At 72.1% G+C, this 19,898-nt stretch carries 18 protein-coding genes; 2 read left to right on the top strand and 16 right to left on the bottom strand.

The features are described from left to right. Window positions 1–784: hypothetical protein (locus tag ACTHLI_RS10745; RefSeq protein ID WP_440183456.1), on the top strand; the 784-nt coding region annotated here is incomplete at its 5' end. 39 nt (window positions 785–823) lie between these two features. Here the strand turns inward: ACTHLI_RS10745 and ACTHLI_RS10740 are convergent. The 16 genes from ACTHLI_RS10740 to ACTHLI_RS10665 all read right to left on the bottom strand — a co-directional run bounded on the left by ACTHLI_RS10740 (window position 824) and on the right by ACTHLI_RS10665 (window position 18,433). Then, window positions 824–2,713, bottom strand: a complete 1,890-nt coding sequence (locus ACTHLI_RS10740; RefSeq protein WP_440183454.1) for an alkyl/aryl-sulfatase — start codon at window positions 2,711–2,713, stop codon at window positions 824–826. A 116-nt stretch (window positions 2,714–2,829) separates the two neighbouring features. After that, window positions 2,830–4,056, bottom strand: a complete 1,227-nt coding sequence (locus ACTHLI_RS10735) for an LCP family protein (protein ID WP_440183453.1) — start codon at window positions 4,054–4,056, stop codon at window positions 2,830–2,832. Window positions 4,057–4,119: 63 nt separating this feature from the next. Next, the gene (locus ACTHLI_RS10730; protein WP_440183452.1) at window positions 4,120–4,776 is read right to left on the bottom strand and encodes an ABC-2 transporter permease; all 657 of its coding nucleotides are present in this window, start codon (window positions 4,774–4,776) and stop codon (window positions 4,120–4,122) included. Continuing rightward, window positions 4,773–5,663 carry an ABC transporter ATP-binding protein gene (locus ACTHLI_RS10725; protein ID WP_440183451.1) on the bottom strand — a complete coding sequence of 297 codons (891 nt, stop codon included), beginning with the start codon at window positions 5,661–5,663 and terminating at the stop codon, window positions 4,773–4,775. Before ACTHLI_RS10725 ends, ACTHLI_RS10730 begins: the two co-directional genes overlap by 4 nt. Next, window positions 5,648–6,022, bottom strand: a complete 375-nt coding sequence (locus ACTHLI_RS10720) for a GntR family transcriptional regulator (RefSeq protein WP_440183449.1) — start codon at window positions 6,020–6,022, stop codon at window positions 5,648–5,650. The genes ACTHLI_RS10725 and ACTHLI_RS10720 overlap by 16 nt, the downstream gene beginning before the upstream one ends. A gap of 148 nt (window positions 6,023–6,170) precedes the next feature. Continuing rightward, window positions 6,171–6,983 (bottom strand): MIP/aquaporin family protein, encoded by an 813-nt coding sequence (locus ACTHLI_RS10715; RefSeq protein WP_440183447.1) that lies wholly within the window; start codon window positions 6,981–6,983, stop codon window positions 6,171–6,173. 92 nt (window positions 6,984–7,075) lie between these two features. Beyond that, on the bottom strand, window positions 7,076–7,873 hold the full coding sequence (locus tag ACTHLI_RS10710; RefSeq protein WP_440183446.1) for a formate/nitrite transporter family protein: 798 nt from the start codon (window positions 7,871–7,873) through the stop codon (window positions 7,076–7,078). A gap of 42 nt (window positions 7,874–7,915) precedes the next feature. Then, window positions 7,916–8,401 carry a DUF4126 family protein gene (locus ACTHLI_RS10705; protein WP_440183445.1) on the bottom strand — a complete coding sequence of 162 codons (486 nt, stop codon included), beginning with the start codon at window positions 8,399–8,401 and terminating at the stop codon, window positions 7,916–7,918. 192 nt (window positions 8,402–8,593) lie between these two features. After that, complete coding sequence (locus ACTHLI_RS10700) at window positions 8,594–9,571, bottom strand: acetylxylan esterase (protein ID WP_440183444.1); 978 nt, start codon at window positions 9,569–9,571, stop codon at window positions 8,594–8,596. A gap of 37 nt (window positions 9,572–9,608) precedes the next feature. After that, window positions 9,609–10,451, bottom strand: coding sequence for a LacI family DNA-binding transcriptional regulator (locus ACTHLI_RS10695; protein ID WP_440183442.1), 843 nt, complete (start codon window positions 10,449–10,451; stop codon window positions 9,609–9,611). Next, on the bottom strand, window positions 10,448–12,940 hold the full coding sequence (locus ACTHLI_RS10690) for a glycoside hydrolase family 2 protein (RefSeq protein WP_440183440.1): 2,493 nt from the start codon (window positions 12,938–12,940) through the stop codon (window positions 10,448–10,450). Before ACTHLI_RS10690 ends, ACTHLI_RS10695 begins: the two co-directional genes overlap by 4 nt. Window positions 12,941–12,977: 37 nt before the next feature. Next, window positions 12,978–13,787, bottom strand: a complete 810-nt coding sequence (locus ACTHLI_RS10685; RefSeq protein WP_440183438.1) for an ABC transporter ATP-binding protein — start codon at window positions 13,785–13,787, stop codon at window positions 12,978–12,980. Beyond that, the gene (locus ACTHLI_RS10680) at window positions 13,784–14,698 is read right to left on the bottom strand and encodes an ABC transporter ATP-binding protein (RefSeq protein WP_440183437.1); all 915 of its coding nucleotides are present in this window, start codon (window positions 14,696–14,698) and stop codon (window positions 13,784–13,786) included. The genes ACTHLI_RS10685 and ACTHLI_RS10680 overlap by 4 nt, the downstream gene beginning before the upstream one ends. Then, window positions 14,695–15,669 (bottom strand): ABC transporter permease, encoded by a 975-nt coding sequence (locus tag ACTHLI_RS10675; protein WP_440183436.1) that lies wholly within the window; start codon window positions 15,667–15,669, stop codon window positions 14,695–14,697. Before ACTHLI_RS10675 ends, ACTHLI_RS10680 begins: the two co-directional genes overlap by 4 nt. A gap of 19 nt (window positions 15,670–15,688) precedes the next feature. Further along, window positions 15,689–16,678, bottom strand: coding sequence for an ABC transporter permease (locus tag ACTHLI_RS10670; RefSeq protein ID WP_440183434.1), 990 nt, complete (start codon window positions 16,676–16,678; stop codon window positions 15,689–15,691). 66 nt (window positions 16,679–16,744) lie between these two features. Next, entirely contained in the window at window positions 16,745–18,433 is a 1,689-nt protein-coding gene (locus ACTHLI_RS10665; protein ID WP_440183432.1) for an ABC transporter substrate-binding protein, read from the bottom strand. A 150-nt stretch (window positions 18,434–18,583) separates the two neighbouring features. Between ACTHLI_RS10665 and ACTHLI_RS10660 the strand changes: the two genes are divergently transcribed. Then, the coding region (locus tag ACTHLI_RS10660; protein ID WP_440183430.1) for an ROK family protein at window positions 18,584–19,898 on the top strand (1,315 nt) is incomplete at its 3' end.

Below are 19,898 nucleotides of genomic sequence, written 5' to 3'. Positions count from 1 at the left end.
CGCCGGCACCCTGCTCGTCGAGGTGCTCCCGGGCGCGGCCTCCCAGTGGAGCGCGCTCATGTACGGCGACGGCCCGACATCCGAACGGCACCGGTTCGCCGGCATCGAGGCCGCCGCCACCTGCGGCGACCCGGGCTGCGGCGCCAGCGCGGTCGTGGGGTACAGCTGGGTCCGCGCCGACCTCGTGATCCCCGGACTGAACGGTGCGAGCTCGGCCATGGGCCGGGAGTCGACCACCACGCTCCTGGATGGCGCCGCTCCGGTGTTCGACCGGTTGTTCACCACCGTGCAGCGGGCGAGCGCCGCCCGGCTCGCGTTCCCCGCCCATCCGGGGTCGCCGTCGGGCACGCCGCGGTGCGAGGGCATCCTCCCCGCCGCGCAGCTCGCCCCCCTGCTCTCCTCGAGCAGCGCCACCTACGACCTGCGCCGGCCCACCGGGGCGTCCGACTCGATCGACGGCGCGGCCGCGCACGACCTCGGCAGCTTCGAGTGCTTCGCGAACGGGTCCAGCACCGCCGGCGACAGCACCGCCGACCTCGTCGTCGCGCCAGGCCAGGCGTGGGCGGTGAGGGCGATGGAGGGGAGCCGGTACTCCGACACCACGCCGCTGCGGCCGATCCGGCTCGCGGGCGCGACCAGCAGCGAGACCGCCGAGACCACCTGCGCCTCGGGCGCCACGACGCCGTGCACGGTCGTCTTCTCGCTCGGCACCCTCGCGATCCAGGTCGACGACAGTCCGCACGCGGTCAGGATCGCCGAGGCGGTCATCGCGAACGCCCGCTGAGCGCCGTCAGCGGGCGGCTCGCCGACGCCGTGGCGCGGGTCACGGCAGGACGATGGCGAAGGCGGGATCGCCGCGGTCCAGCACCGACATGAGGTCCTCGAGGACCGACCGGTCCCCGTCGAACGCGATGCCGGCGCCCTCCGTGTCCCCGCCGATCAGCCCGAGCAGGCGGGCGGAGGTGAGGGTCAGCGTGAGCGCGGCGGGGGCGGGATCGGCCGACCGCTCGACGTGGACGAGCACACCGTGGCGCAGCGTGACCCGGTGGACCGTGCCGAGGTCGGAGACGACGAGGTCGATGACCAGGTCCAGCGACCACGCTCGAGGGCCGTCGATCGTGATCGCGATGGCATCGAGCATCTGCGGCACCGTCAGCTGGGCCATGATCTCCGGCGCGTTCGCCTTGGCGGGCGTCCCGACGTTGTCGCCGCGCAGCTCCTTCGCACCGGAGAGGAAGAAGTTCCGCCAGGTGCCGTTCTCGGCGCCGTACGCGAGCTGCTCGAGCGTGGCCGCGTACAGCGACCGCGCCGCGTCGCTGCGCGGATCGGCGAACACCGCGTGGTCGAGGAGCGTCGCCGCCCAACGGAAGTCGCCGTCGTCGTACGCCTCTCCGGCGAGCGCGACGACGCGGTCGATCCCCCCGATCGCGCGGACGTAGCGCTCGGAGAGCGGCTTCGGCGGGTGCGGCCACAGCCGCGCCGGGTTGCCGTCGAACCAGCCCATGTACCGCTGGTAGACCGCCTTCACGTCGTGGCTGACGGAGCCGTAGTAGCCGCGCGCGTGCCAGGCCCGCTCGAGCGCGGGCGGCAACCGGATCTCCTCCGCGATCTCCGCGCCGGTCAGGCCCTTGTTCAGCATGCGGAGCGTCTGGTCGTGCAGGTAGGCGTAGAGGTCGCGCTGCAGGCCGAGGAACTCGCGGATCTCCGTCCCGCCCCAGGTCGGCCAGTGGTGCGAGGCGAACACGACGTCGGCGCGGTCCGCGAAGCGCTCGATCGCCTCCGTGAGGTACTGCGCCCAGCTGCGCGGGTCCCGCACGAGCGCCCCGCGCAGGGTCAGGATGTTGTGGAGGGTGTGGGTCGCGTTCTCGGCCATGCACAGCGCCCGGCGGGCGGGGAACAGGAAGTGCATCTCCGCCGGCGCCTCGGATCCCGGCGCCAGCTGGAACTCGATCTCGACGCCGTCGATGGTGTGCCGCTCCCCCGTCTCGGCGATCTCGAGCGTGGGCACGAGGATGCCGGCGTGACCAGTCGAGGTCGTGAGGCCCAGCCCGGCTCCCACGAGCCCCTCGGGTCCCCGCTCGAGCGCCGCGCCGTACATGTACGCGGCGCGCCGCCCCATCGCGACCCCGGCGTAGACGTTCTCCGCGACCGCCTCCGCGACGAGGCCCGCCGGGGCGACCACCTGCACCGCCCCGGACGCGACGTCGGCCCGGTCGACGACCCCGAGCACGCCTCCGAAGTGATCGACGTGGCTGTGCGAGTAGATCACCGCGACCACCCGGCGGTCCCCGCGGTGCCGGCGGTAGAGACCGAGGGCGGCCGCCGCCGTCTCGGCGGAGATGAGCGGATCGACGACGATGACGCCGCGATCCGTCTCGACGAACGTCACGTTCGACAGGTCGAGGCCCCGCACCTGGTAGATGCCCTCGACGACCTCGAACAGCCCCTGCCGGGCGACCAGCCCCGACTGCCGCCAGAGGCTCGGGTTCACCGTCTCCGGGCGGTCCCCGGCGAGGAACGCGGTCGACGCCGCGTCCCACACGACCCGCCCCTCGGCGTCGCGGATAATCGCTGGATCGAGCGCGGCGATGAACCCCCTGCTCGCCGCCTCGAGATCCCGGCGGTCGTCCATCGGCAAGGTGGCGAGCAGCGCCTCCTGCTGCCGACGGACGTGGTCCGACACCCGGCTCCTCGCCGTCTCCACGACCTGCATCGATGGCTCCGTTCCTGGTGGACGCGGCCATCCCACGCGACGCCCACCCGCCGCGCCTCATCCGTGCCGGACGAGATCCCCGGCTGGGCCGGGGCCGCGCTCCCAGAAGCGGATGCTCAGCGGTTCGGGATCGAGCAGGTCTGCTGCGCCGCGGTGCGCCCCTTCAACCCGGCGATGACGCTCGAGGACGAGCTGGGCGAGGGCGCCGGCGACGCGGAGGGGCTCGCGGTCGGCGACGCGGTCCGCGACGCCCCGGACTGCACCCCGGAGAGCGCGGCCCGATCGAGCGCGATCGGCGCGTCCCGGCGCACCCGGTCGACGAGCGTCGAGGCGAGCGCGGTGTCGGGAACGACCCGGTTCGTGTCCGCGGGGTCGACGAAGGTCGGGTACTGCACGAAGACCATGTGGTCGAGGCCGATCGACTTCACCGCGAGCGCCATCCGCACCATCGTGTCGAGGCCCGCCATCGACTGCGACAGCGTCACGTTCTGGGCGGTCGCCGAGGCCAGCGAGTAGAGCTTGGGCGGGTCGGCGAGCGTGCCGGCGGACGTCATCTTCCGCAGCAGGGCGGACATGTACGCCTGCTGCGACTGGATGCGGGAGAGGTCGCTCCCGTCGCCGAGGTACTTCCGCTCCCGGAGGTAGGCGAGCGCGGTGCGCCCGGTGATGACGGTCACGCCCTTCGGCAGCCGCAGACCGGACTTCGGGTCGTCGATCGCCTTCGTCACGCAGACCGGCACGCCCCCGACCGCGTCGGCCATCCTGACCGTGCCCTCGAAGCTGAACTTCGCGGCGTACGGGATGGTCAGCCCGGTCAGCGACTCCGCGGTCCGGACGACGCAGGCGAGCCCTCCCCGCTCGTAGGCCACGTTGAGCATCGAGGCGGCGAGCGCCGGATAGGTCCGGCCGGTCTTCGGATCGGTGCAGGCCGGGTGCGCGATGACGAGGTCGCGGGGCAGGCTGATGACGGTGCCGCGGGTGTGGTCCGCCGAGACGTGGATCACGATGTTGACGTCGTTCAGGGTCGCCTGCCTGGCCGACCCGAAGCCGCTCTGGCCCGAGGAGTTGTCGGCGCCGACGAGCAGGACGTTGTACGCGCCGTCCAGCGCCGTGACGCTCGGCACCGACTCCTTCGGGTCGAGCGGCACGGCCCCGTCGCCGGCGGCGCGGCTCAACCGCCAGACCGCGATGCTGCTCACGGACACCGCGCTCACCACGAGTACGAGCGCGGCGATCCCGACCCTGCGGATGAGCGCCGGCCAGATCGAACCGGTGCGGCGGGAGGCGTGGCGCGCGGGCGGGCCGGGCGCCGCGCGCTCGTCATTTCCCCCGGCGGCACCCATGGTCGAGCATGCTCGCACGGAAGCCCCGGGGACGGGGCGCGCCCCCGCGGTCGGTCCGCGCGCTCACAGCTCGCGCCGTCGGTAGCAGCGGATCGCGACGACGCTCGAGACCGCCAGCAGCAGGACGCATCCGGCGACCACCGCGACGCCGAGCGCGGCAGCCGGCGCGCCGGAGCCGATCCCCGTCGTGGCGTCGAAGAGCCCGAACCGGCCCGCGAAGAATCCGAGGATCGTGACGACGGCCACCGGGACGTAGATCATCGGCCTGCCACGGTGGAAGCCGAGCGCGAAGAACCAGGGCACCTGCACGGCGATCGCCGCGCTCACGATGCCCACGGCGACGAGCAGGAGGGTCGCGACGGCCGGCGCCTCCAGGGTCTCGTGCCGCACCGCGGCGAGGACGACCGAGCTGGCCGCCCCGATCGCGATCGCGACCGCCGCGATCACGAGCAGCGACGCGTACCGGCCGAGGACCACCGCGGAGCGTCCGACCGGCGCGACGCCGTACAGCACGTCGAGCCGGCCGTGCTCGTCGCCCTGGAACGGGACCGACACGGTGACCGCGGCGATGAGCGCGCCGACCACGACGCCCGCGCCCGGGACGGGCAGCGTCGCCGAGAACAGCACCGTCAGCAGCAGCGGGAGCCCGAGCCGCACCGGTTGCGTGGTCGCGATCGTCGTGAGGTCGAATCGCGTGAATCGAGCGACGGAGACGCTCATGCGGTCAGCTCCTTCCCGGCGGCCTCGCCGTGCTCGGCGAAGTGCACGACGACGTCGTCGGTCGTCGCCTGGTCGATGACGACGTCGGGACCGAACAGCCCGGTGTCGTCGACGTGGATGAGCGCCTCCCAGCGCCCGCTGATGTCGCGGCGCACGCCGATGGTCGCGTCGGTCGCCGCAGCCGGCACCGCACCCGCTCCCCTCGCGACCGCGAAGCGCTCGTGCAGGTCCTCGAGCGCGCCGTCGTAGGCGATCTCACCGCGGTTCATCACGACCACGTGATCGGCGAGGTCGTCGAGCTCGGCGGTGATGTGGGTGGAGAACAGCACGGTGTGCGCCGGGTCGATCATGAACTCGCGGATCGTGTCGGCGAGCTCGCGCCGCGCCACCGGGTCGAGGCCGCTCGACGGCTCGTCGAGCACGAGGAGCTGCGGTGCGTGCGCGAGCGCGATCGCCAGCGACAGCTGCACGCTCTGACCTCGGGAGAGCGCGCCGACCCGATTGCCCGTCGGCACGCCGAAGCGATCGAGGAGCTCCCGGAACCGCTCCTCGTCCCAGTCCCGATACAGCAGCCGGAACCGGCGGCCGACGGCACCGGCGCGCCATTCGGGCGCCGCGGTGATCCGGTCGAGCACCACGCCGACCCGGTCCCGCGTTGCGGCGTCCGCCGGGTCGTCCCGGCCGAACAGGGCGATCGAACCCGTGTCGACGGCGAGGAGTCCGAGGATCGCCTTGACGAGCGTCGTCTTCCCCGCGCCGTTCGGCCCGACGAGCCCGGTCACGAAGCCGGTCGGGATGTCGAGCGAGTCGGCACGGAGGGCGAAGGCGCCCCGCCGCTTGCGGACGGACCGGATCGAGATCGCGGCCCCGGTCACTGTCGATTCCATGCGTCTTCGACCTTCCTCCTGATGTCGTCGAGCGGGACCCTGGCTGCGCGCGCCGCCGCCACGAGCTCCTCGGTCGCGGCGTCGACCCGCGCGGCGAGCGCGTCCCTGGCGCGGTCCGCGTCGAGCGGCCGGACCACGAATCCCCGCCCGTGCTCGTTGCGCACGAGGCCCTCCGCCACGAGGTCGTTGTACGCGCGGGTGACGGTGATCACACTCACCCGCAGCTGCGCCGCGAGCTGCCGGAGGGAGGGCAGCAGCGCGCCCTCGGCGAGCTCACCCCCGTTGATCGCGTGGCGGAGCTGCGTCTTGATCTGCTCGTACATCGGGACCGGGCTCGAGCTCGACAGCAGGACCTCCACACGACCTCCCTCCGCTGTGCATGTACACCATAACAGTTGGCGATGCCGATGTCTGCGACGCCAGGTCGGCTCCAACCCGATCGGCGGGCACGACGGGGATCGCCCCGAGGGGCAGGAGACGCGGGGTCGGGACACCGACCCGCCGCTTCTACGGCCGGACGGGCAGCCGGCTCGCCATCGTCGACGGGTAGCGCACGTCGTGGAAGAGCTTCGTGGTGAGCACCTCGACCGGCGACGCGAGTCGGAAGAGGCCGACGGCGATCGCGCCGCCGAGGCACGGGCCGACGACGTAGACCCAGTACGAGCCGAGCATCGAGCCGACCACGTCCGGGCCGAGGCTGCGAGCCGGGTTGAGGCTCGTACCCGTGAGCGGGGCGCACCCCCACACGAGCGCGGAGATCTCGAGCCACAGGACGAGCGGGGTGTACCGCGCCGCTCGCCGATGGCTCGTCATCACGAGGATGGTCAGGACGACCAGCGCGGTCATCGCGGCTTCGATGAGCACCGCCTCCGGGGCGCTCACGCCCTGACCGGGTTGCGTCGCGCCGTCGTGCACGCTCGCGGCCCACCCGCGCCAGACGAGCACGACGAGCCAGGCACCGAGGAGGCCGCCGAGGAACTGGGCCACCACGTACCCGACGAGGTCGTGCCAGTGCACCTTCCGCTGCGTCCAGAACGCGAGCGTGACGACGGGGTTGAGATGCGCTCCGCTGCGACGCCCCGGCGGGGTGAGCGCGAACACGCTGCCCGTCGCCGCGAACACGAGGCCGGTGATCAGGAGGCGGAGCGAGTGCGGCAGCGGCTGCAGCGGGCTGCCGGACCCGAGGTCGAAGCACACCGCCGAGAGCCCCACGAGGAGCACCAGGAAGGTGCCGAGGAACTCGGACGACCACTCCGCGGGATGGAATCCGGACTGCGCGGGGTGCTCCGGGCCGGACCGGGAGTCGGACGAGGTCGGCATCGACGACCTCCCGGCGACGGCCGGCACCTCCGGACCGCCGCTCACTGTATGGGCGCCCGATCGGCGCTCCGTGGACGTTCCCTCCGTGGGCCTCAGCGGCGCGCCTGCTGCAGCAGCTCCTTGCTGCGGATGAGCCGCAGGAGGGTGACGAGCACGATGCCACCGACGGCGTTGAGGAGGGCGGTCGGCACGAACCAGCCGAGCCACTCGCCGAACGACGCCTCCCCCAGGGTGATCGCCCCGAACACGAGCAGCGAGTCGAGGATCGAGTGCATCAGCTGCAGCCCGGCGAGGAGGAGGCCGCCGACGACGGCCGCGGCGATCCTCGCCGGGTCCGAATCGGTGCCGTGCTGCATCCGGGTCATCAGCGTGATCACCATGCCGCCGAGCAGGGCGAGGCAGACGCCCTGCCAGCCGAATCCCGTGTCGAGGTAGTGCCTGGCGCTCGACACCAGGGTCTCGTGGAGGGCGGGGAACGCGGCGACGACGAGGAGCATCACGAGCCAGCCCCCGACGAGGTTCGAGACGAGGGTGCCGGCCCAGAGCTTCGCGAGCTGGCCGACCGTGCCCTCCTTCGCGGCGAGCGCCGCGATCGGCACGAGGAAGTTCTCGGTGAAGAGCTCGCTGTGCGCGAGCAGCAGCGCGACGAGGCCGACGGAGAAGGCCAGCCCGGCGAGCAGGTGGCTGCCGGTCTCGTGGAGGACGGCGAGATACGCCATCACGCCGACCCCGATCTCGAGGCCTCCGGACAGACCGGTCACGAGCACGCCCGCCCAGGTCCGGCTCAGGCGCTGCGCGCCCTCCTCCACCACGGCGTCGAACGATTCGGCGACCTCGTCCTCGACGGGTTCGTCGGACTCGCCGACCTCGCGTCGCCGTTCGTCGCTCACCCGCGCATCCTGCCCGACTCCGCCTCGAATGATCGCGCCGGGTCAGTCGTCGCCGACCACGGCGGCGCTGCCGCCCACGACCACGACGTCCTCGAGGAGCGCGAAGACGACGTCCGGCACGCCGGTCGTGGCGCCCGCCGAGCGGAACGCCGCACCGGCGAAGGTCCCCACGAGCGCGCCGGCGGCGCCGAGCACCGCACCGCGCCGCCATCCGTCCGAACCGGCGAGCGTGCCAATCGCAGCACCGGCGACGGCGCCCGTCGTGATGCGGCCGAGCAGGGCGGGCGGCTTCGTCCGCGAGGGAGTGAACGGCAGCTTGTCGACGACCAGCTCCCCGAGGGCCGCGAGGACGAGGGCGGCGCGCCCGGCGGGTGAGCCGAGCACCGGCCAGTCCTGCCACGCGCCGCGCAGGGAGGCGCGGTCGTGGCCGAGGGCGAGCGCCGCGAGCGGCGTCATCGAGCGGCCGCCGCTCAGCACGCCGAGGAGGGCGCTCCGCGCGGGGAGCGGGATCGCGGTGTCGTCGGTCATGTGCGGCTCCTCGGGTGCGGCGGGCGTCGACGGCACGCTAACCGCCGGCCGCTGGGAGGCCGGGGCGCGGACCCAGGGGGCGCCCGGCCGGGTGCAGGTTCCGGCAGCCTCGGTCGGTTACGGCAGCCGTTTCGGCGCGACCGGCGTGCCGGAACCTGCAGACGCTGCCGGAACCTGCAGCGCACCCGCGCCTTACCGGCCCCCTGCCAGGAGGGCCCGGAGCCACTCGATCTGACGGAGGACCTGGCGGAAGCCGCCGCCCGAGTGCTCGGCGAAGTCGTACACCACCATCTCCCGATCCCCCGCGTAGGCGTTGTGGGCGGCGAACACGGTGGAGGGCGGACACACCGGATCCATCAGCCCCACCGAGAACAGGGCAGGCGCGTGCGCCCGGCTCGCGAAGTGGACGCCGTCGAAGTGATCGAGGGTGGCGAACACCTGCTCCGCGCGCTCCGGGTACACCCGGAGGTACCGGACGAGCTCGCCGTACGGGTCGGTCGTGCTGATCCGGGTCGCCCGGCGGAAGTCGCAGAGGAAGGGGACGTCGGACATCACCGCGACGAGATCGGGCACGAGTCCCGACACGGCGAGCGCGATGCCGCCGCCCTGGCTGGCGCCCCGGACCGCGATGCGCTCCGGATCGACCCAGGGGACGGTCCGGATGGCCCCGACGGCGCGGACCGCGTCGAGGAACAGCCGGCGGTAGTAGTACTCCTCGGGGTCGGCGATGCCGCGCGTCATCATGCCGGGCGTCGCGGGCGCTGAGCCGGACGGATCGGGTGTGTCGCCGCCGGACCCCCAGGTGCCGCCCTGCCCCCTCGTGTCCATGAGCAGATGGGCGAACCCGGCGGAGGCCCAGTGCTGCTGCTCGCCGGGAAGGCCGCGACCTCCGCCGTACCCGACGTACTCGACCACGCCGGGAAGCGGCCTCTCGGCGCCCGCGGGCGCCGTCAGCCAGCCCCGGATGCGCGCGCCGTCGGCACCGGCGAAGGACACGTCCCAGACGTCGACGGTGCGCCAGGGTCCGCGGTGCGGCTGCAGCTCCACAGCCGGTGGGACCGCGGCGAGCGCGGCGAGCTGGCGCGCCCAGAAGCCGTCGAAGTCCGCGGGCGGGACGGCATCGGACCGATAGGTCCGCAGCTGCTCGAGCGGGAGGTCGGTCAGCGGCATCCTGCGCTCCTTCCGGTTCGGGAGGCGAGGAGGCGGATCACCGGGGCGCCATCACGAGGGCGGTCGACGACCGCGGGACGAACACCGCCGCGGGCGCGACCTCGTCGGTGGCGACGCCGTCGTCGAGGAGCCGGAGGAGCGCGCGGCCCGCGAGTACGCCCACGCCGTGCACGTCGTGGCTCATCGCGGACAACGGCGGGTCGCAGAGCCGACAGAGCAGGCTGTCGTCCCAGGCGATCACAGCGACGTCCTCCGGCACGCGATACCCGGCTCCGAGGAGCACGCGCACGGCCGACACCGCCATCAGGTCGTTGTCGAACACGATCGCGGTCGGCGGCGAAGCGCGCTGCATCAGCGCCATCGCCGCCTCCGCGCCGCCCTCGCCGGAGTAGTCCGCCTCGACGCTGATGCCCTCGAGGCCGAGCCGGGCGATGACCGCACCGAACGACCTCGACCGCGCCTGCGTGTGGATGAGCTCCTGCGGTCCGGTGACGTGCGCGATGCGCCGGTGACCGAGCGCGGCGCACTGCTCGACGGCGTCGACCATCGGCCGCTGCTCCTCCGTGCGGACGACGGCGGCGCCCGTGTCGGCCTCGGGCTCGCCCAGGACGACCGCGGGGAGGCCCAGCCGGCGCACCTCTGCGGGCCGCGGGTCGTCCGGCTCCAGGTTCGTGAGCACCACGCCACTGACGAGCCCGTGCTCGGCCCAGCTCCGGTAGCAGGCGAGCTCCTCCCCCAGGCCGTCGACCAGCCGCGTCAGCACACGCATCCCGCGGGCCTCGATCGCGTCCTCGAGGCCCGCGGCGATCACGTGGAAGAACGGCTCGACCTGGGTGTCCCTGGCCGTGCGCCGCAGCACCAGGCCGACGGTGCCCGTCATCGCAGGTCGTTCGCCGATCGGAGGACCGGAGCCCTGGTGAAGGCGTCGGGGTCCGCGACCGCGTCGCAGCGCACACGGAACGCCGTCCGCTCGCCGGGGAGCAGGGTCACGAGCCCGCGGTCGACGGTCGCCGCCGGGTCGACCCGGTCCACGAGGAGCGTCACATCCCGAACGTACGCGTGCGCCGCCACGCTGACCAGGTAGCCGTCCTCCACCCGTTCGACGACCGCGTCGAGCGGCGTCGCATCGAGGGCTTGATCGACGACCTCCGCGCCGTTCAGCACGACCCGGCCGAACGCCCCCTCGGCCACGATGACCTCACCGGTCCGATCGCCCCAGGCGCTCACGTCGGGGGGGAGCTCGATCGTCGCGGCATCGCGGGGCGCCACCGCCACCGGGAGGACCGCGGAGGCGAGGACCGAGCCGTCGAGTGCGAGCCGCTGCACGGTCGCCGAACCGCCGAGCGGCTCGTCCACGTCGTTCACGAGCACCAGCGCGAGCACGTCCTCCACCGGCGGCTCGCCCTCGAAGGCGGCCGCCAGGGCGCGGTCGGAGGAGCGCGGCTGCAGCGTCGCCAGTCGCGGTGCGTACGCCTCCCGCAGCGCGTACCAGAGCGGCTTCCGGTGCCCGTCGAAGTCGACGGCCGCCCATGAGACGACGGGCCAGTCGTCGTTCAGCTGCCAGACGACGGTGCCCGTGTTCAGCGGGGTGAGCGACCGGAAGTGCTCGACACCGAACCGGACCGCGTGCGCCTGGTTCAGCTGCATGCCCCAGTGCCAGTCGTCGATGCTGCGGGGCTGCGGGAGGTGCGCCGCCGCGCCACGGGCGAGCTTCTCGTTGCCGCGGTGCGCCTTCTGGTGGACCAGCATCTCGTGCCCGAACGGGTCGAGGGGCTCGTCGTGGACGACGCGGGCGAGGGTCGACCACGCAGGCGGCCCCTGGAAGCCGAACTCGGCGGCGAAGCGGGGCCGGTGCTCGCGGTAGGCCGTGTAGTCGCGCGTGTTCCACACGTCCCAGATGTGCATGGTCCCGTTGCGCGGGTCGTCCGGGTGGAGGTACTCGCCGAACGAGAACGGGCTGCCTGGCGAGTAGAAGCGGGTCGGGTCGAGCTCGGCGACGAGCTTCGGGAAGAGCCCGCGGTAGTAGCCGTCGCCCCACGCGCGACCGCCGAGCGCCGCCGCCCAACCCCACTCGACGAAGCCCCAGATGTTCTCGTTGCAGCCGTTCCAGATGATCAGCGACGGGTGCTGCGAGAGCCGGGTGATCTGCTCGCGGGCCTCCGCCTCGATCTCGGTCGCGAGGTGCGCCTCCTCGCTGTAGGCGGCGCAGGCGAGGAGGAAGTCCTGCCACACGAGCACGCCGCGCTCGTCGGCGAGGTCGTAGAAGTCCTCGGACTCGTAGATGCCGCCGCCCCACACGCGGGCGAGGTTGATGTTCCCCTCCGTCATGTCGTCGAACCGGCGCTCGAGTCGGGCTCGGTCCACCTCCGTGACGAAGGCGTGGTCGGGGATCCAGTTCACCCCGCGGATCAGGATCGGCCGCCCGTTCACGAGCACGGTGAACGGACGTCCGTGCGCGTCGGGGGCCGTGTCGACGGCGACCGTGCGGAAGCCGACGCGCCCTTCCCACCGGTCGGTGTCCGTGGTCGCGACGACCGGGTACAGCGGCTGCTCGCCGTGGCCGATCGGCCACCAGACCGCGACGTCGGGCACGGTGGCGCGCACGACGGCCGACGTGGCGCCGGGCTCGACCTGCTCGCGGACGACCGTGCCGGCGATCTCGAGCGCGACCTCGACGGCGCGTTCGCTCACACCGTCGGACTCGAGGTCCACGTGGGCGGTGAGCACGCCCTCCTGCGCGACGACGTCGACGAGCGGGCGCACCGCCGCGATGCGCGTGCCGCTCCACGACTCGAGCGCGATGGGGCGCCAGATGCCGCTCGTGGCGACGTCGATCCCCCAGTCCCAGCCGAAGTTCGCCGCGGTCTTGCGCAGCTGGTTGAACTCGTGGTGGTTGACCCGCGGCATCGCGCCGTACCGCTCGGCGCGGCGCTCCGTCTCGGGCACCGGCGCGGCGAAGTCGATCTCGAGCGCGTTCGTGCCGTCGACGAGGTGCTCGCGGACGTCCCAGCGGTAGGACCGGTGCTGGTTCTCGGTGCGCCCCAGCTCGACGCCGTTCAGGCGGACGGTCGCGACGGTGTCGAGCCCGTCCGCGACCAGGTCGTGCCGGGCGCTGCCGTCGTCGTGCCACTCGAAGACGGTGCGGTACCGCCAGTCGGTGTCGCCGATCCACTGCTGCGCCGCCTCGTTGTCGCCGTCGAACGGGTCGGCGATGCGTCCGGCACGCAGCAGGTCGGTGTGCACCACACCGGGCACCTGGGCCGGGATCACCGCTCCTGCGAGCTGCTCAGGGACGGGGCCGCCCAGCGCCTCCACCGTCCAGCCCTCGTGGAGGAGCCGGCGCTCGAAGGTCGTGCGGACAGGGGTCATCGACGTCATTGCTGTGCTCCGTCTTCGGGTCGGTCGGTCAGGCGCGGCCGAGCTGCTGCAGGCGCAGCTCGGGGTCGGGTGCGGCGGCGGCGAGACGCTTCGTGTACTCGTGCCGGGGGTGGAGGATCACGTCGTCGGCGGCACCCCGCTCGACGATCTCGCCGCGGTACATGACGAGGATGTCGTCGCTGAAATGGCGTGCGGTGGCGAGGTCGTGGGTGATGTAGAGGACGCCGAGCGACCGCTCGCGCTGCAGCCCCGCAAGCAGGTTCAGCACACCGAGCCGGATCGACACGTCGAGCATGGACACCGGCTCGTCCGCGATGAGCACGCCCGGGTCCGGGGCGAGCGCGCGCGCGATGGCGACCCGCTGGCGCTGGCCGCCGGACAGCTCGTGCGGGTGCTTCGCCGCGATCTCCGCAGCGGGGAGGAGCCGCACCCGCTCGAGGAGCTCCTCGATCTCGTGGCGGATCTCGTCCGGGCGGCGCTTCGGCCCGTGCAGCTGCAGCGGACGGGAGAGATGGTGCGCGACGGTGTGGAACGGGTTCAGCGAGGCGAAGGGGTCCTGGAAGACCATCTGCACGGCCTTCCGGTAGCGCTTCAGGCCCGCTCCGTGCCGCCGCACCGGCTCGCCGTCGAGGAGGATCTGCCCGGAGTCGGGTCGCTCCAGCTGCAGCAGCAGCTTCGCGATCGTCGACTTGCCGCTGCCGGACTGCCCGACGAGGGCCGTGGTCCTGCCCGACTCGATGGTGAAGCTGACGTGGTCGACGGCGGTGACGCGCCGTTGCCCGCTCCGGCCGCGCACCCGGTAGCTCTTCACCACATCACGGAACTCGAGCGTGGTCATGCCTCCACCTCCTCCGTCGCCGGGTCCAGCGGCAGGTCCACGGACTCGCCGCTGCGGATGAAGCCGCCCCGCGCCCCGGTGAGGGAGGGGAAGGAGGCGAGCAGCCGCTTCGTGTAGTCGTGCCGGGGATCCGTGTACAGGTCGGCCGCGTCGCGCAGCTCGACCACCTCCCCGGCGCGCATGACCGCGATCCGGTCGCTGATCTCCAGCAGCAGCGGCAGGTCGTGGGTGATGAAGACGACCGCGAAGCCGAGCTCGCGCCGCAGGCGCGTGACCTCGTCGAGGATCTCCCGCTGCACCACCACGTCGAGCGCCGTGGTCGGTTCGTCCATGATCATCACCTGCGGGTCGAGCGCCATGGCCATCGCGATCATGACCCGCTGGCGCATGCCGCCCGAGAGCTCGTGCGGGAAGGACTTCAGCCGCGCGCTCCCGACCCCGACCCGATCGAGCAGGTCGCCGCAGCGCTCGATCCGCTGCTTGCGGCTCAGCTCGGGCCGATGGGCCTGCAGGACGTCCGCGATCTGCGCCTGGATCGACAGCACCGGGTTCAGCGAGTTCATCGCGCCCTGGAACACCATCGACACGCGATCCCAGCGGAACGCGCGCAGTGCCTCCCCGTCGAGCGCCGAGAGGTCGATCGCGTCCCCGTCGACGGGATGGAAGACCGCGCGTCCGCCGGTGATGAGGGCGGGCGGCTTCAGCAGGCGGGTGATGGCGTACGCGAGCGTCGACTTGCCGCAGCCGCTCTCCCCGGCCAGTCCGAGGATCTCGCCCCGACCGAGCTCGAGCGACACGTGGCGCACCGCCCGCGTGACGTGCTCACCGCGGTACTCGACGCTGAGGTCCTCGATCGAGATCACGGGGTCCGCGACCTGCGCCGCGACCTGATCGATGGCGACGTCGCTCACTTCGCGTTCTCCGTCTCGAGTCGCTTGACCTCGGCGCTCGAGAGCTTCCAGGTCTTCCGAGCCGCCCGTGTCGACGTGCGGAGCTTGGGATCGATGATCTCGTCGATCGAGAAGTTGATGAGGGAGAGCGCGGCGCCGAACAGCGCGATCACGAGGCCCGGCGGGATGAACCACCACCACGCGCCCTGCGTGAGCGCGAGGGCGTTGTAGGCCTGGAAGAGGATCGTGCCGAGCGTGAACGTGTTGCTCGCGCCCAGGCCGAGGAAGCTGAGGCCCGCCTCGCCGAGGATCGCGAAGATCACCGCGAACACGAACTGCGACGCCATCACCGGGATGAGGTTCGGCAGGATCTCGACGACGAGGATCCGCCAGGTCCGCTCCCCGGACACGCGCGCAGCAGCGACGTAGTCGCGGTTGCGCACGCTGAGCGTGACGGCCCGCAGCACGCGGGCCGATCCCGCCCAGCTCGTCAGCGCGAGCACGACCGCGATCAGGAACAGCCCGCGCTGCGACTCCGGCACGTAGTTGCCGATGACGATGACGAGCGGCAGACCCGGGATGACGAGCGCGACGTTCGTGATGAGCGAGAACGCCTCGTCGAGCGCACCGCCGACGTAGCCGCCGAGGATGCCGAACGCGGCGGACAGCACGGTGGCGATCACGCCCACCGAGAACCCGATGATGAGTGAGCCGCGGGTGCCTGCCGCGATCTGCGTCCAGACGTCCTGTCCGGTCTGGGTCGTTCCGAGCCAGTGGTCCGGCCCGGGAGGCGCGAAGGCCAACGTGCTGATCGCGTTCGGGTCGCCGACGAGGAACGGGCCGACGATGCCCCACACGACGATCACACCGGCGATGGTGAGACCCGCGATCAGCTTCGGGGAGCGGGACGGGAGCAGCGCGCTGATGCTCCGCCGGCGGGCGGAGGCGGGAACGAGGTCGATCGCCTCGTCCCCGGGTGCGGTGATGGCCATGTCGGTTCCGATCCTTCGGTCAGGCGCGGGCCCGGGTGCGCGGGTCGATCAGCCCGTACAGCAGGTCGATGAGGAGGTTCGCGCCCAGGACGGACAGCGAGATCACGAGGAACACGCCCTGCATGAGGGCGTAGTCGTTGTTGGACACGGCGGTGAAGAGCAGCTGGCCGATGCCCGGGTAGCTGAACACCTGCTCGGTGACGATCGAGCCGGCGACGACGAACCCGAGCGAGATCGCGAAGCCGGAGAACGAGGGCAGCACCGCGTTGCGCGCGGCGTAGGCGAGCCGGATCCGCGAGGGCCTCAGCCCCTTCGCCTCGGCGGTCAGGATGTAGTCCTCCGACAGCGTGGACACCATCATGTTCCGCATCCCGAGCATCCACCCGCCGATCGACGACAGCACGATCGTGAGCGCGGGGAGGAAGCCGTAGTAGAGCGCGCTCGCGATGAAGTCGATGTACGGGCCCGGTTCGGTCGTGTCCACGTTGTAGCCGCCCGCGAACGGGAACAGCGGCACGACGCGGGTCAGCAGCAGCACGAGGATGAGCGCGAACCAGAAGTACGGCACGGCCGTGAACATGGTCGTGACGGGGATCAGGTTGTCGAGCCACGAGCCGCGCTTCCAGCCGGCGAGCATGCCGAGCGTCACGCCGATCACGAACGAGAGCACCGTGGCGAGGCCGATCAGGCTGATCGTCCACGGCAGGGCGGCCGCGATGACCGTCGACACCTTCTCCGGATAGTTCACGAGCGAGACGCCGAGGTCGCCGTGCAGCAGCCCGACGAGGTACTGGCCGTACTGCTGCAGCCAGCTGCCGCTGCCGCCGCCCAGCTCGACCTCGAGCGCGGCGCGGGTGCCGGGGGTGACGGGCTGACCGGAGGCGCTCATCTTCGCGATGATCGTGTCGACCGGGTTGCCCGGCATCAGCCTCGGGATGAGGAAGTTCAGGGTGATCGCCGCCCAGGCGGCGACGAGGTAGAACACGGCCTTGCGCAGGTAGAAGCGCACTGATCCAGCTCCTGGGGGTGAGGTCCCCGGTGCGCTCTGCGCGCACCGGGGACGGAGGACGTGGGGCTACTTCACGGGCCGGATCGTCTTCAGGACGATCCCGTTGTCCCACGACTTCCACGGGAGCGGGACCGCGTACAGGTTGCTGGCGGTGGGCCACCCCGTAGCGCGGGTGTTGTTGAACTGCGTCAGCGAGGAGTTGACGTAGATCGGGACGTACGGCATGTCCTTCTCGATGACCGTCTGGATCTTGGCGTACTGCGCCTTCTGCACGGTCTGGTCGTTCGTCGCGGCGGCCTTCGCGAGCGCCGCGTCGACGGTCGGGTCGGAGAACCGGGCCTGGTTCGTCGTGGCGTTCGAGCCGACCTTCGCGGTCGCCTTCGAGGAGAGGTAGCTGTTGTAGATGTCGTACGGCGAGGTCGAGACGCTCGTGTTCACGGAGTTGACCGACAGCTCGAACTTGCCGCTGGTGCCCGCCTGCGACCAGGCGTTCTGCGCCACCTCGTTGACGTTGAGCTTGATGCCCGCCGCCTTGAGCTGGCCCTGCAGGAGCGTGCAGATCGTGTCGTAGTCCGTCCAGCCGTTCACCACGTCGACGGTGAGGTCGAGCTCCTGACCGTTCTTGGCGTAGTACCCGTTGCTGCCGAGCTTCCAGCCGGCGCCCTCGAGCGCGCTCTTCGCCTTCGCCACGTCGGCCGTCTGCGGGAGGTAGAGGTTCGACTGGTCGGCGATGTTCGCCTTGTTGACGGTGGGCAGCAGCAGCGACGGCGACCCGGGCAGCGAGAAGCCGGCTGCGGCCTGCTTGTTCAGCTGCGTGCGATCCATCGCCCAGTACAGCGCCTGCCGCACGGCCGGGTCGGTCTGCGGCCCGGTGCACCCGAGCGCGGCGCTCGAGCAGGTGAACAGCGCGGTCGTGGCCTGCGGGGTGTTCGTGTAGCTGAGGTTCGGGTGCTGCTGCACGATCTGCTTCAGCGTCGGGAGGAACGACCCCATCCAGTCGACGCGGCCCGCCTCGAGCGCGGAGGTCGCGGCGTCCGCGTTCGCGAGCGAGATGTAGCGGACGGTGTCGATCTTCGGCGCCTCGGCGCCGGTCCCCCAGTAGGACGTGTTGCGGGTCAGCACGTAGCTCTGCGGGGTGAAGGACTTCACCTTGTACGGGCCGGTGCCGACCGGGTCGGTGTTCGTCGTCTGGGTCGGGTCCTTGATGTCCTTCCAGATGTGCTCGGGGATCATCGGCTCGTTCCCGAGGATCTGCGGCGCGATCGTGAAGGACGTGTCCGGGAAGGTCACGACGACGGTGTGGTCGTCGGTCGCGTCCGCCTTCCACGTCGTGTTGAACGTGTTGAGCGCCGGGTTCGACTGCAGCAGGTTGAGCGTGTAGGCCACGTCGGAGGCGGAGAACGCCTTCCCGTCGGTCCACTTCACGCCCTGCCGGGTGGTGATGGTGAGCTGCGTGCCGTCGGTGTTCCAGGAGAAGGCGGTGGCGAGCTCGGGCACGGGCTTCTGCGCCCGGGCGATGTTGTAGTAGAAGAGCGGCTCGTAGATCACGCCGAGCGTCGGCTGGAGGGCCGCGCCGGTGTTGTTCAGCGGGTTCCAGTTCTCGGTCAGGTTCCCGACCGCGCCGTTGAACAGTGTGATCGAGGAGGCGCCCGCGCTCGTCGCCTTCGGGCTCGAGCAGCCCGCCAGCGAGACCGTGAGGCCCGCGGCGACGGCGATCGCCCCGAGGGCGAGGCGTCGGGTTCTTCTGAAGGACATCGTTGACCTTTCGTCGCGTTCTGCGGGTGCGCAGCTGCGGTGCACGCACTCCGTCGTGGCTGTGTGGGACTTTCATAGTCGACCGATGAAAGTCCCGTCAAGCGCCACACCGACCGCTACAGTTCGAGTCGGAACGAAGGGCGCTCCCTGATGACGACCACCACCCGGGTGAATCTCGCGGCGGGCACGAGCCGTGGGCTCCTGCTCGACCTCATCCGGTCCCACGCGCCGATCAGCCGGGTGTCGCTGGTCGACCGCACCGGTCTGACGCAGGCGACCGTGTCCGCGGCGGTGCGGAGCCTGCTGGACGACGGCCTGATCCTCGAGTCCGGCCGAGGCGAGTCGACCGGCGGCAAGCCGCCCGTGCTGCTCGAGGTGAACGCGGACGCGCGCTACGCCGTCGGGATCCAGCTGGGCCGCGAGTCCGTCGCGTTCGTCGCGGTCGACCTCGCCGGCCGCGTCGTCGGTCGCATGCACGGTCCCGGCCTGGGCGGAAGGGCGCCGGGCGAGGTCATCGCAGGGCTCGCCCGCGACGTCGTCGACATGCTCACGCTGCTCGGCGTCCCGGTCGGACTGGTGATCGGGCTGGGCGTCGCCGCGCCGGGTCCGCTCGACATCGACAAGGGCACCGTGCTCAGCTCGCCCCAGCTGACGGGGTGGCAGGAGGTCCGCATCCGGGACCTCCTGCAGCAGGAGGTGGGCATCCCGGTCCTGCTCGACAACGACGCGACCGCGGCGGCGCTCGGCGACTTCTGGTCCGGTCACCTGGACGACTCCCACGCGCACGCGACGGTCTACATGGGCAGCGGGATCGGCAGCGGAGTGCTGATCGACGGCGCCGCGCTCCGCGGCGCCAGCTCCAACGGCGGCGAGCTCGGGCAGACGGTGCTCTGGGTCGACGGCGCCGCCCGCACCCTCGAGGACCTCGCCGCCCCCGATGCGGTGGTGCGCCTGGCGCTCGAATCGCCGACACTCGCCCGCCGCTACGACCTCACGACGGTCTCGCCGTTCGCCGGGTTCGCCCGGATCGCGCTCGGCGCGGCCGGCGGCGACCTCGAGGCGCAGCGCGTCGTGCGCCACTCGGCGGACTTCCTGGCCCTCGGCGTCCTGAACCTCGCGGACATCCACGATCTCGACTCGCTCACCCTCGCGGGACCTGCGTTCGAGGTCGCGGGCGATCTGTACGTGCGCGCCATCAGGACCGTGCTCGGGGAGCGGTTCTTCGCTCGGGAGCGGCACCCGATCCGGGTGCGGATGTCCGAGCAGGCCGCCGACGCCGCCGCGGTGGGCGGTGCCGCGCTCGCGCTCCAGACGTTCCTCGCACCGCGCGCGATGGGTCTGACACCGGTCCACCGGGGCGTCGTGCCGACCCCCGAGGCCGGGGGGGGGGGGGGGAGCCCCGCCCCCCGCGGGGGCCCCCGGGGGGGGGGGGGGCCCGCCGGCCGCCCCACACCCCCCCCCCCCC

Origin of the sequence: Amnibacterium sp. (genome assembly GCF_051956055.1) — a bacterium.
Classification (GTDB): domain Bacteria; phylum Actinomycetota; class Actinomycetes; order Actinomycetales; family Microbacteriaceae; genus Amnibacterium.
This window is presented reverse-complemented; position numbering and strand designations above follow the sequence as displayed.